Origin of the sequence: Nocardioides sp. dk884 (assembly GCF_009557055.1) — a bacterium.
GTDB lineage: Bacteria > Actinomycetota > Actinomycetes > Propionibacteriales > Nocardioidaceae > Nocardioides.
Genome location: NZ_CP045649.1, coordinates 3,617,825 through 3,629,694 on the forward strand (window position 1 = coordinate 3,617,825; position 11,870 = coordinate 3,629,694).

The window sequence follows — 11,870 nt, forward strand, 5'->3', positions numbered from 1 at the left end:
CCCGGGTGAGCGGGGTCCGGATGCGGGTACGGGCACCTCATGACCGAATCCCACCCTGAGCAGCAGCCCACCGACACCCGGGCCGACGAGGTGTCGCAGGACCTCGCTGACGACCGCGACGTGCCCACGCCGAAGGGCGACCGCCCGCAGCAGGACGCCGTCGACGCCGCGGTGCAGGCCGAGAACGCCGGCACCTCCCTCGACCAGCCCTCGCAGTAGCCGGGGCTGGCTACCGTGGAAGATCCATCCCGACAGCGGCAGGAGAGACCCATGGGATTCCTCGACGACGCCAAGGCCAAGCTGGGCGATGCGGTGCACAAGCACGGGGACAAGATCTCCGGCGGCATCGACAAGGCCGCCCAGACGATCGACCAGCGCACCGGTGGCAAGCACGCCGGCAAGATCGACTCCGGGGTGGCGAAGGCGAAGGACGCCCTCACCCGTCTCGACCGCCCGCGCGGCAGTGGCGAAGGTGGCACGCGATGAGCGAGCTCTCCCCCGAAGTGCCCGAGGACGTGGTGGCCGAGGAGGTCGAGCCCGCCGAGGGCCCCGACTCCGAGGAGTACCTCCCCGACGAGGACGAGCGGGTCTCCCCCGACACCGGCACCGTCTACGACCCCGACGGCGAGCCCGCCGAGACCCCGCAGGACCTGCTCGTCGAGGAGACGGACGAGGAGTGACCGCGCCGCCGCCCGGGCGCCACCTGCTCGTCCCCGCGGCGTACGTCTTCGCGTTGCGCGAGGGCGCCGACGGAGACGAGGTGCTGTTGCAGCTGCGCCGCGGCACCGGCTTCATGGATGAGCACTGGGCGGCCGCCGCGGCCGGCCACGTGGAGCGCGGCGAGACGGCGTACGACGCCGCCCGCCGCGAGGCGGTCGAGGAGATCGGCGTGCACGACCTCGACCTCGCCTTCGTCACCGCGCTGCAGCGCACCGGCGGCGGCGAGCCGATCGGCGAGCGGGTCGACTTCTTCTTCACCGCGCGCTCGTGGCGCGGCACCCCTCGGGTGCGCGAGCCCGAGCGCTGTGCCGCGCTGCGCTGGTTCCCCCTCGCGGCGCTGCCCGAGCCGATGGTGCCGCACGAGCGGGTGGTGTTGGAGGCGATCCGGGCGGGTACCGCCCCTCCTTACCTGACCCTCGGCTTCGAAGGGAGCACTGCATGAGCAACGACGAGGTCGACCTCGGCCCCAAGCCCGACCCGGTGATCGAGCCCGGTGAGCCCAACCCCGGCGGCGCGGACGCGCTGCCGGAGGAGCACAGCGCCGTCCCCGCGGACCTGACGCTGGAGGACAACCCGGCCGTCGACACCGCCACCGCCCCGGACACCCTCCAGGAGGGCGAGGACACCAGCACCGAGGCGACCCGCGACGACGGGGACCCCACGCCCGCCGAGCACGAGTCGCCGGCATGAGCGAGCCCGGTCCCGCCCCCGACTCCTCGCCGGAGGCCAGCAGCCCGGATCCCACGCACGACCGCGACGGCGACCTGGGAGTCAGCAGCGAGCGGGTCGGGCCCACCGGTCCCGGTCAGACCGCCCGCACCGGCGAGCGCGACGTCACCACGGGTGCGGGGCCGGGCGGGGTGCCTGCGGTCGGCCCCGAGGACGAGCCGGACCCAGAGGAGACCGCTCCCCCGGAGCAGTCCCCCGGCGGCCGCGAGGAGAACCCCGCCGGGCTGGAGCCCAAGGCGGGCTACCCCAGCGCCGACCCGCGCTCGGCGGACAAGCCGTACCAACCCTGATCCGGGCCGTCCCGCCCCTATCACGACACTCCGTAAGACGGAGTATTAAATGCGCGCAGTCTCCGTTTAAAGTCGTCTCTTCAAACGACCCTGCGCGCTCTCGGGAGTGCGCCCGTTCACGGAGGACTGCACGTGCACTCCCTGTTCCACTCCCGGCGCCGGCGCGCCCTCAGGCTGGGCGCGACCTTCGCGCTCGGCAGCGCGCTGGTGCTCAGCACCCTGGGCGCCACGCCCAGCGCCCAGGCCGCCCCTTCTCCGAGCACCCCCGCCGTCCAGGGCGGCACAGGCGGCGACGAGGGACCGGACCTGTCCGACCTGCTCGCCGAACCGACCCCCGGCCCGGAGGCGCTCGACCTGCTCGACCGTCCGTCGCTGCGCGACGTCGCCGAGCACAACGACCTCTCCGTCGCCGAGCTGCGTCACGACCTCGCCACGCACGACACCTTGCAGGTGACGCCGCAGGGCGACCTGCTGTTCGTCGACCCCGCCGCCCCGGCACACCTGCGCGACGCGTCCACGAGCCCGGACGACCACGACCACGGCATCGACGGCGACCAGGACCAGGGCCCCGAGGTCGCGGCCATCCCGCGCAACATCGACGTCAAGGACGCGTTCAACCTCAACTCGCTGCCCGGGGCGAGCAGGACGATCTACCTCGACTTCGACGGCGTCGAGATCTCCTCGTCCTACGGCTCGGCGTGGCAGCAGAGCCACGGGCTCTCCGGCAGCGTCCCCGGCTGGGACCCGAAGAACAACGGCGCGGCGTTCAACGACGACGAGAAGCGCGCCGTGATCGAGGTCTGGCAGCGCGTCGCCGAGGACTTCCACCCCTTCAACGTCAACGTCACCACGATCGCCCCCGCCGACCTGCTCACCTTCCGCGGCTACCACGCGGTCATCACCGGCGACCGGGCCGCGCACAAGGCGCTGTGCGACGAGGGCTGCGGCGGCATCGCCTACGTGGGGATCGACCCGTACTGGCACCAGCACAAGCCGGCCTGGACCCTCACCCGCGGGACGGGGAACTCCGCGGACGACATGGCCGAGGCGACCAGCCACGAGATCGGCCACAACCTCGGCCTGCGCCACCACGGCAAGGGCAGCACGGAGTACTACGCCGGCCACAGCGGCTGGGCACCCATCATGGGCAACAGCTACGGCAAGGACCACACCCGGTGGGCGAACGGCGCCTGGCCGGACGCCACCCGGCCCACGCAGGACGACCTGGCGATCATCCGCGGCCGGCTCGGCTCGCGCGCGGACGGCGGGCCGGACAACTGGCAGGACGCGAAGATCTCGCGTACTGCCGCGACCAGCGGCGAGGACGGTCACCACCAGGCCCAGGACATCGACGCCTTCCAGCTGGGGACCTGTCAGGGCGACGTGAAGGTCCGCGTCAACATCGCCCCCAAGGGCTCGAACAACGACATCCGGATCAGGGTGAACAACGCCATCCCGGACGACGCCAAGAACGTCGTCTTGGAGCACGCCCCGACGAACCGCGAGGACATCGACACCACCGTCAAGGGCCTGCCGAGAGACACGTACTACCTGACGATCATGATCGACGCCAGGGGCGAGTACCAGAACGACTACGGCGTGCTGGGCTACTACGACTGGAGCGTGACCGGGTGTGACGGCGTACCGGTCAAGACCCCGCCGCTGCAGCCGACCGCGTTCACGCACAGCTTCGACCCCGCGACCCGCAACCTGACGGTCACCTGGCAGCCCCCCGCCGAGAACGGCGGGCACCCCGTCACCGGCTACACCGTCGGCGAACAGCTCGGCAAGATGCCGACGATCCGGCTCGACGCCTCGGCGCGGCGACACACCTTCACCGACGTCCCGGCCGGGGACCTGCAGGTCTACGTCAACGCCAACAACGCCCTCGGCGACGGCCACGTGGCCGGGACGACCTTCAGGTCCCCGGCGCCGGCCACGACCACCACGGCGCTCACGGCCACCTACGGCGACGCCGCCAAGACGGTGAGCCTGCGCACCCGGGTCACCTCCAGCACCACGACGGCCGAGGGCACCGTGCGGGTGACGGACGGTGCTCGCGAGCTCGCGGCGCCCGTCGCGCTGGTGCGGGGCGAGGCGACCGTGACGGTGCCCTACGAGGACGTCGTCGGCACCGAGCTGACGGCGGAGTACGTCCCCGCGGACAAGCGCTGGAACCCGTCCCGCACCGCCACCGCGACGACGACCCGGACCGCCCCGTCGACGGTGCGCGACCTCGCCCTGAGCCTGGACCAGGACACCCGCGAGGTCACCACGACCTGGCGGGCGCCCGAGCACCACGGCGGCTCGGCCGTCACGGCGTACCGCGTGACCGCGGGCGGTGCCACCCACACCGTCGCGGCGTCGGCCACCTCGCACACCCTCCCGGCCGGGACCGGCACGTTCGGCGTCCAGGTCCAGGCCGTGAACGCGCAGGGCACGTCCACGCCCGCCCGCGCCGAGCTCGAGGTCCCGGCTCCCACGGCGAGCCGCACGACGATGACCGCCGCCACCCGCGGGCGCACGGTGACCCTGCAGGTCACCACCCGGTCCAGCACGGACGACACCCTCGTCGACGGCCAGGTGACCGTGCGGCGCGGGAACACGCCGCTCGCCTCCGCGACGACGACCCGCGGCGTCGCGCAGATCACGCTCACCGACCAGCCGCTGGGCCGGCAGACCTACGTCGCGGTCGTCGTGCCCACGAGCAAGCGGTGGAGCCAGTCGTCGGCCGAGGCCTCGGCCGACGTGATGGTCGAGCCCGGCGCCCCGCGTGCGCTGACGGCGGACTTCGAGCCGCGGGACCGGTCGGCCCGCGTCGTCTGGGAGGCGCCCGCCTCCGACGGGGGCACGCCGGTGACCGGCTACAAGGTGAGCGTCGGCGAGCTCACCGAGGAGGTCGCGGCCGACGCGACCGAGGCCGTGCTCGACGTCGCCGACCTCGCCCCGGGCGAGCACGAGGTCTCGGTGGTGGCGCTCAACGCCGTCGGCACCTCCGGCGCGGCCACGGCCACGCTGGTCGTCGCGCCCGTCGCCGAGGCCGGACTCGCCCTCACGGTGACCACGCTCGGCCGCGCGGCGACGCTCACCGCCGAGGTGGCCGGCGACCCCGCCCCCGAGGGCAGCGTCGAGTTCCGTGACGGCGCCACCGTCCTGGGCACGGTCGCCGTGACGGACGGCGTCGCGACCCTGCAGGTCGACCGGGCGCCCCTGGGCAGGCGGAGCTACACCGCCGCGTTCGTCCCGGCCGACCGCCGGTGGGATCCCGCCACCAGCGAGGCGGTCAGCGCCACCAGCGCCAAGCTGGCGGCGAGCCTCAAGGTCGCCGTCACCGCGAAGACGGTCCGGCTCGGCAAGCGACCGACGGTCACCGCGACCCTCACCGTCCGCGGCCTGACCGGCGCGGCCACGAACGGCCCGGTGACGGTCAAGCTCGGCAAGAAGACCGTCCAGGCCCGCCTGGTCGACGGCCGCGCCGTCGTACGGCTGCCGAAGCTGAAGCAGGCGTTCTTCACCGCCAAGCAGCTGCGGACCAAGGCGCCGCTCGTGGTGACCTACCAGGGCAACGACGACGTCGCCCGCGTGGTCCTCACCCGCAAGGTGAAGGTGACGCGCTGACGCGCTGAGCCCCCGACGCACCGAACCCCTCTCGACCACGGTCGAGAGGGGTTCGGTGTTGAGTGGGGCCGGGCTGCGGCGGCGCGGCCAGAGGCTGTCGCGTGCCTCAGACTCCGCAGGCGGGAGCGGCGTCCGGCAGCGGCGCCGGTACGCCGATCGCGGGCATGCCCAGCGAGACGCCGGAGGCCTGCGGCGCGGCGGTGCGCGCCTCCCAGGCGTCGCCCGAGCGCGTGCGTCGTACGCCGAGGACCGGGCCGTCGGCGACCAGGTGGTGCGGCGCGGCGTAGGTGACCTCGACGGTGACCATGTCGCCGGGGCGCACGGAGTCGGCGTCCACGCGGGAGAAGTCGGCCGCGAAGTGCACGAGCCGGTTGTCGGGGGCCCGGCCGGACAGGCGCGCGGTGGCGGCGTCCTTGCGGCCCTCCCCCTCGGCGACCATCAGCTCGACGGTGCGACCGACGACCAACTTGTTCTCCTCCCAGGCGACCTCGTTGACCAGGTCGGCCAGGCGCAGGTAGCGGTCCTTGACCACGTCGGCCGGCACCTGGTCGGGCAGGTCGGCGGCGGGGGTGCCGGGGCGCTTGGAGTACTGGAAGGTGAAGGCGCTGGAGAAGCGCGACTCGCGCACCACCCGCATCGTCTCGAGGAAGTCCTCCTCGGTCTCGCCGGGGAAGCCGACGATGATGTCGGTGGTGATCGCGGCGTCCGGCATCGCAGCGCGGACCCGCTCGATGATGCCGAGGAACTTCGAGGAGCGGTAGGAGCGGCGCATCGCACGCAGCAGCCGGTCGGAGCCGGACTGCAGCGGCATGTGCAGGCTCGGCATCACGTTCGGCGTCTCGGCCATCGCCTCGATGACGTCGTCGGTGAACTCCGCCGGGTGCGGGCTGGTGAAGCGCACCCGCTCCAGGCCCTCGATCTCGCCGCACGCGCGCAGCAGCTTGGAGAAGGCCTGGCGGTCGCCGAACTCCACGCCGTACGCGTTGACGTTCTGGCCCAGCAGGGTGATCTCGCTGACGCCCTCGGCGACGAGCGCGCGGACCTCGGCGAGGATGTCGCCGGGGCGGCGGTCCTTCTCCTTGCCGCGCAGCGCCGGGACGATGCAGAAGGTGCAGGTGTTGTTGCAGCCGACCGAGATCGACACCCAGGCGGCGTACGCCGACTCGCGCTTGGTGGGCAGCGTCGAGGGGAAGACGTCGAGGCTCTCCAGGATCTCGACCTGGGCCTCCTCCTGCACGCGCGCCCGCTCCAGCAGCACCGGCAGCGAGCCGATGTTGTGGGTGCCGAAGACCACGTCGACGTACGGCGCCCGCGCAGTGATCGTCGAGCGGTCCTTCTGCGCCAGGCAGCCGCCGACGGCGATCTGCATGCCCGGGTTGGCGGCCTTGATCGGCGCGAGGTGGGAGAGGTTGCCGTAGAGCTTGTTGTCCGCGTTCTCGCGCACCGCGCAGGTGTTGAACACGACGACGTCGGCCTGCTCGCCGGCGGGCGAGGGCAGGTAGCCCGAGTCCTCCAGCAGCCCGGTCAGGCGCTCGGAGTCGTGGACGTTCATCTGGCACCCGTAGGTGCGGACCTCATACGTGCGCGCGTTGCTCATAACCGCTCAAGCCTACGAGCGTGAAGGGTCATCCGAGAACTCGGACGTTCCACGCCTGCGTGGATTGGGAGGATGCGCCGATGATCACAGTGTCAAGGCGCTTCGTAGCGCCTGTCGTCGGCGTAGTCGTTCTCGTCGTCGTGGGCGTCGCGACCTACCTGCTCCTTGCCCCACGTCAGTCCGGTGACGTCGCGGTTCCCGCGAACGACGCCACCCCGGAGCAGGTGGTGACGGCGTACCTCGACGCCCTGAACGCCCACGACTGCGACACCGCCGAGGCCGTCATGACCAGCGATGCCAAGGACAGCGCCACGTCGTGGTGCCGCCAGGTCGCGAGCCTGACGGATGTGGACGTGCGCGACCACTTCACCGAACGCCCTGAGTTCTCCGGCCGCTCGGCTCCCGAAGAGGTTGTCAACGTCCCGGTGACCTTCGACCTGGACTGGCGCCTCTTCCACGGCGACGTCTCGATGCCCGGGGGAACCACGACGTGGGGCTACCGGTTGGTGCGTGACTCGTCCGATACTCCTTGGCGCATCTTCGACCAGGGCAACGGCTGACGATTGCTGGCGCGTGCGCCAGTTCAGGGTGTCGCGGACGGACAGCGCGGCCGGCTCAGCCGGCGTACACCGACCCGTCGAAGTTCAGCAGCCCGGCGGACTCCAGCGCCAGGCCGGTCTCGCTGTTGTCGTCGCTGTCCGCATGGGTCTCGATGTCGAGGGCGGCGACGTCGGCGAGCGGGAGCATGTGGGTCTGGGCGGTCTTGATCCCCATGCCCGCGCGATCGGTCGGCACGCCGTCCTCCAGGAACAGGAAACCGTCGCGGATGCCGAGGAAGCGCGCGCACTCGTGGACCTCGCGGGTGCCGTCGGCGCGCCGTACGGAGATGGTGCTGAAGGCATCGTGGGTGCTCACTGGGATATCCTCCCCGAACCGCGGTAGAACGCAGCCGACGACACCGACGAGCGGACCGGACCGCCCCGCGATCAGGTCACAGTTCGGACACACCTACCCACCTACCCGATCCTCGGGGGTTCACCCCTCCCCCGGCTGGGCACGGAGGAAAACATGAGTGAACCCCTGGTGGTGCTGGACCACGTCGACAAGTGGTTCGGCAACCTCCACGTCCTGCAGGACATCGAGCTGTCGATCGGCAAGGGCGAGGTCGTCGTGGTCATTGGCCCCTCAGGGTCGGGCAAGTCGACGCTGTGCCGCACGATCAACCGCCTCGAGACCATCGACAAGGGCACGATCAGCCTCGACGGCCAGGCCCTGCCCCAGGAGGGCAAGGGCCTCGCGGCGCTGCGCGCCGACGTCGGGATGGTCTTCCAGAGCTTCAACCTGTTCGCGCACAAGACGATCCTCGAGAACGTCACCCTGGGCCCCATCAAGGTCCGCAAGCAGTCCAAGGCCGACGCCGAGAAGCGCGCCCGCGAGCTCCTTGAGCGCGTCGGCGTCGCACACCAGGCCGACAAGTACCCCGCGCAGCTCTCCGGTGGTCAGCAGCAGCGCGTCGCGATCGCGCGCGCGCTGGCGATGGACCCGAAGGTGATGCTCTTCGACGAGCCGACCTCGGCGCTCGACCCGGAGATGATCTCGGAGGTCCTCGAGGTCATGGTCGATCTGGCCAAGCGCGGCATGACCATGGTCGTGGTCACCCACGAGATGGGTTTCGCCCGCACAGCAGCCGACCGGGTGGTCTTCATGTCCGACGGCGCGATCGTCGAGGAGAACACTCCCGACGAGTTCTTCACCAACCCGAAGAGCGATCGAGCCAAGGACTTCCTCGGCAAGATCCTCAAGCACTGAAGGAGACAGCATGCGACCTCGCCCGACCCTCCGCAGGTTCACGGCAGCGGCAGCCACCGCCGTCCTGGCCACGTCCATCGCCGCCTGCGGCAACGCCGGCAACGACGACACCGAGACCCGCGACGTCGACGTCGCGGAGAACGCCGCCGACGAGTTCGAGGACGGCACCCGCATGAAGGAGCTCGCCGAGGACGGCACCATCACCATCGGCGTCAAGTACGACCAGCCCGGCCTGGGCTTCAAGGGCGCCACCGACGACATGCCCAAGGGCTTCGACCCGGAGGTCGGCAAGATCCTCGCGGGCTCGCTCGGCATCGCCCCCGAGGACATCACGTGGAAGGAGACCATCTCCGACAACCGTGAGCCGTTCCTCGAGGAGGGCGAGGTCGACCTCGTCATCGCCACCTACTCCATCACCGACGACCGCCGCAAGGTCGTCGGCCAGGCCGGTCCGTACTACGTGACCGGTCAGCAGCTCCTGGTCCGCTCCGACAACGACGAGATCAACGGCGTCGAGGACATCAAGGGCATGGAGGTCTGCTCGGTCACCGGCTCGACCTCGCTCGAGAACGTCAAGAAGGAGGGTGCCAAGCCCCGCGGCTTCGACACCTACTCCGAGTGCGTCGATCAGGTCCTCGACGGTACCGTCGATGCAATGACCACCGACGGCTCGATCCTCCTCGGGTACGCCGCCGAGCAGCCCGACGAGCTGAAGGTCGTCGGGGAGCCGTTCTCCGAGGAGCGCTACGGCATCGGCTACTCCAAGGACAGCCCCGAGATGTGCCAGTGGATCAACGACACGCTGACGACGTCCTTCGAGGACGGCTCGTGGGAGGAGGCGTTCGACGTCACCCTCGGCGAGTCCGGCGTCGAGGCCCCCGAGCAGCCCGAGCTCGACGACTGCCAGTCCTGAGCTCTGCACGCCACTGACCGGCGGGAGCCCTGACGGGCTCCCGCCGGTCCTTCACGGAAGGGGACACGCCGGTGGAGGCGGTCTTCTCGAACTTCGACGAGTACCTCAAGGCCTTCGGCGTCACCCTCGCGCTGTTCGTCGTCTCGGGGCTCGCCTCGCTCGTGCTGGGGCTGATCCTCGCCTCGCTGCGGGTCGGCCCGGTCAGCGTCATGCGACGCGCCGCTGGCCTCTATGTGACCATCTTCCGCAACACGCCGCTGCTGATGATCTTCGTCTTCATGGCGGCGGCGATGCCCAAGCTCGGCTACAACTTCAAGTGGGTCGAGAACATCGAGATCGCCGGCTGGAGCGTGTCGGCGTTCTTCGTGCGTTCCACCATCGCGCTGACGCTCTACACCTCGGCCTTCGTCTGCGAGGCGTTCCGCTCCGGGGTCAACTCCGTGGACGTCGGCCAGGCCGAGGCGGCTCGCGCCGTCGGCCTCACCTTCTTCCAGAGCATGCGTTACGTGGTGCTCCCCCAGGCGCTGCGCGCGGTCGTGCCGCCGCTGACCAGCGTGCAGGTGGCGCTGATCAAGAACACTTCCGTCGCCGCGGCGTTCGGCATGGCCGAGGCGACCGCCACCATGCGCTCGCTCACCAACGACTACGGCAGCCAGCGCCCGGAGATCTTCCTGCTCTTCGCCATCGGCTACATCATCATCGTCGAGGCGGTCGCACTGTCCTCCTACGCACTCGAGCGCAAGTGGAAGGTGGCCTGAGATGAGCGGCAACGTCCTCTTCGACGCCCCGGGCCCGCGCACCATCGCGCGCCACCGTCTCTACTCCGTGCTGACCTGGCTGGCGCTCCTCGCCGTGATCGGGTTCTTCGTGTGGCGGATGCAGGTCACCGGCCAGCTGGAGTACGACAAGTGGGAGGTCTTCCTCACCCCGGCGTACGTCGAGGTGATCCTGCAGGGTCTGCTCGACACCCTCCAGATGGCCTTCGGTGCGATCATCTTCGCCGTCGTGTTCGGCCTGGTCTTCGGCGTCGGCAAGATGTCCGATCACGGCTGGGTGCGCTGGCCGTGCTGGGTGATCGTGGAGTTCTTCCGCGCGGTGCCGGTGCTGATGCTGATGATCTTCCTCTTCTACCTGCTGGCCGTCGGCGACGCCCCGCTGTCGCCGATGTGGTGCGTCATCATCGCGCTGACGCTCTACAACGGCTCCGTCCTCGCCGAGGTCTTCCGCGCCGGCGTGAACGCCGTCCCGCGTGGACAGGTCGAAGCGGCGTACGCGCTGGGCATGCGCAAGACCCAGGTGATGGTGCAGATCCAGCTGCCGCAGGCGGTCAAGATGATGCTCCCGGCACTGATCAGCCAGTGCGTGGTCGCGCTCAAGGACACCAGCCTGGGTTCCTACATCATCGCGCCCGGCCTCACGTTCGTGTACAAGCAGATCACGCTGGACTTCAAGAACCAGGTGCCGACCGCACTGGTCATCACCGCGATCTACATCCTGGTCAACCTGGTGCTGACGGCCATCGCGACGGCACTCCAGCGCAGGCTCGTCGGCGAGAAGAACCCGATCGACCTGACCTCCGTCGGCAACATGGACGGCGGTCGGGCCGTCTAGCCCCCGTTAGCGCCGCGGCGTCACCCAGAGCCGGATGACGCCCTCGATCACCACGGTGCCGTCGGCGAGCTCCCCACGGACCCGGACCGGAAGGTCCGGGTCCGTGCCGCTCCACTGGGCCGGGTCGGTCTCGGCGATGCAGGTGACGTCGCCGGTCGCCTTCGCGGTGTAGCTGACCTCCATCCCCTTCGGGATCCAGCGGCGGTCCGCCGGCACGCTCACCTCCGCCAGGGCACCCATCGCCGCCTCGAGACCGTTGCACAGCGCGATCGCGTGCACGGTCCCGAGGTGGTTGTGCACCCGGCGCCGGCTGCGGACCACCAGCTCGGCGCGGTTCGGCTCCAGGACGGTGAACCGCGGGCGCACGCTCGCGAAGTACGGCGCCTTCTGGGCGAACAGGATCGAGAAGACCCGGGCGCCCACTCCCGGGACCGCGCTGGTCTTCTGCCACATCGTGAGGACTGAACTCATGCGCGCACATTACCGATCGGTAACTAGCGCCACAAGCGCCGACTCGCCGCGCCATTGGCGCCGACTCGGCGTACTGACACGTGTCAATCGGAAGGAAGCGCTGCTAGCGTCC

At 70.6% G+C, this 11,870-nt stretch carries 15 protein-coding genes; 12 read left to right on the forward strand and 3 right to left on the reverse strand.

The features are described 5' to 3' along the window. Window positions 1–39 precede the first annotated feature (39 nt). From GFH29_RS17250 to GFH29_RS17280, 7 genes are all read left to right on the forward strand, one after another. Window positions 40–219 carry a hypothetical protein gene (locus tag GFH29_RS17250; protein WP_153325006.1) on the forward strand — a complete coding sequence of 60 codons (180 nt, stop codon included), beginning with the start codon at window positions 40–42 and terminating at the stop codon, window positions 217–219. Between the two features lie 51 nt (window positions 220–270). After that, entirely contained in the window at window positions 271–486 is a 216-nt protein-coding gene (locus tag GFH29_RS17255; protein WP_153325007.1) for an antitoxin, read from the forward strand. Next, a complete protein-coding gene (locus GFH29_RS17260) occupies window positions 483–680 on the forward strand; it encodes a hypothetical protein (protein ID WP_153325008.1) in 198 nt (65 codons plus the stop codon). Before GFH29_RS17255 ends, GFH29_RS17260 begins: the two co-directional genes overlap by 4 nt. Further along, entirely contained in the window at window positions 677–1,162 is a 486-nt protein-coding gene (locus GFH29_RS17265; protein ID WP_153325009.1) for an NUDIX hydrolase, read from the forward strand. The genes GFH29_RS17260 and GFH29_RS17265 overlap by 4 nt, the downstream gene beginning before the upstream one ends. Next, window positions 1,159–1,410: a hypothetical protein gene (locus tag GFH29_RS17270; RefSeq protein WP_153325010.1), complete on the forward strand. Its 252-nt coding sequence runs from the start codon at window positions 1,159–1,161 to the stop codon at window positions 1,408–1,410. Before GFH29_RS17265 ends, GFH29_RS17270 begins: the two co-directional genes overlap by 4 nt. After that, complete coding sequence (locus GFH29_RS17275) at window positions 1,407–1,739, forward strand: hypothetical protein (RefSeq protein ID WP_153325011.1); 333 nt, start codon at window positions 1,407–1,409, stop codon at window positions 1,737–1,739. The genes GFH29_RS17270 and GFH29_RS17275 overlap by 4 nt, the downstream gene beginning before the upstream one ends. A gap of 132 nt (window positions 1,740–1,871) precedes the next feature. Next, complete coding sequence (locus GFH29_RS17280; protein WP_153325012.1) at window positions 1,872–5,357, forward strand: fibronectin type III domain-containing protein; 3,486 nt, start codon at window positions 1,872–1,874, stop codon at window positions 5,355–5,357. A gap of 106 nt (window positions 5,358–5,463) precedes the next feature. Here GFH29_RS17280 and miaB read toward each other — a convergent pair whose 3' ends face one another. Further along, window positions 5,464–6,954 (reverse strand): tRNA (N6-isopentenyl adenosine(37)-C2)-methylthiotransferase MiaB, encoded by a 1,491-nt coding sequence (gene miaB / locus GFH29_RS17285; protein WP_153325013.1) that lies wholly within the window; start codon window positions 6,952–6,954, stop codon window positions 5,464–5,466. Window positions 6,955–7,034: 80 nt separating this feature from the next. Here miaB and GFH29_RS17290 point away from each other — a divergent pair, with 80 nt between their 5' ends. Further along, the gene (locus tag GFH29_RS17290) at window positions 7,035–7,514 is read left to right on the forward strand and encodes a DUF4829 domain-containing protein (protein ID WP_153325014.1); all 480 of its coding nucleotides are present in this window, start codon (window positions 7,035–7,037) and stop codon (window positions 7,512–7,514) included. A 55-nt stretch (window positions 7,515–7,569) separates the two neighbouring features. Here GFH29_RS17290 and GFH29_RS17295 read toward each other — a convergent pair whose 3' ends face one another. Further along, window positions 7,570–7,869 carry a hypothetical protein gene (locus GFH29_RS17295; RefSeq protein WP_153325015.1) on the reverse strand — a complete coding sequence of 100 codons (300 nt, stop codon included), beginning with the start codon at window positions 7,867–7,869 and terminating at the stop codon, window positions 7,570–7,572. Between the two features lie 153 nt (window positions 7,870–8,022). Here GFH29_RS17295 and GFH29_RS17300 point away from each other — a divergent pair, with 153 nt between their 5' ends. The 4 genes from GFH29_RS17300 (at window position 8,023) to GFH29_RS17315 (ending at window position 11,287) form a co-directional block, all read left to right on the forward strand. Then, window positions 8,023–8,763 (forward strand): amino acid ABC transporter ATP-binding protein, encoded by a 741-nt coding sequence (locus GFH29_RS17300; protein ID WP_153325016.1) that lies wholly within the window; start codon window positions 8,023–8,025, stop codon window positions 8,761–8,763. A gap of 10 nt (window positions 8,764–8,773) precedes the next feature. Then, window positions 8,774–9,676 (forward strand): glutamate ABC transporter substrate-binding protein, encoded by a 903-nt coding sequence (locus tag GFH29_RS17305; protein WP_153325017.1) that lies wholly within the window; start codon window positions 8,774–8,776, stop codon window positions 9,674–9,676. Window positions 9,677–9,747: 71 nt separating this feature from the next. After that, complete coding sequence (locus GFH29_RS17310) at window positions 9,748–10,434, forward strand: amino acid ABC transporter permease (RefSeq protein WP_153325018.1); 687 nt, start codon at window positions 9,748–9,750, stop codon at window positions 10,432–10,434. Between the two features lies 1 nt (window position 10,435). After that, on the forward strand, window positions 10,436–11,287 hold the full coding sequence (locus tag GFH29_RS17315) for an amino acid ABC transporter permease (protein ID WP_153325019.1): 852 nt from the start codon (window positions 10,436–10,438) through the stop codon (window positions 11,285–11,287). 6 nt (window positions 11,288–11,293) lie between these two features. Here GFH29_RS17315 and GFH29_RS17320 read toward each other — a convergent pair whose 3' ends face one another. Continuing rightward, window positions 11,294–11,758, reverse strand: a complete 465-nt coding sequence (locus GFH29_RS17320; RefSeq protein WP_153325020.1) for a hotdog fold domain-containing protein — start codon at window positions 11,756–11,758, stop codon at window positions 11,294–11,296. Between the last annotated feature and the right edge of the window lie 112 nt (window positions 11,759–11,870).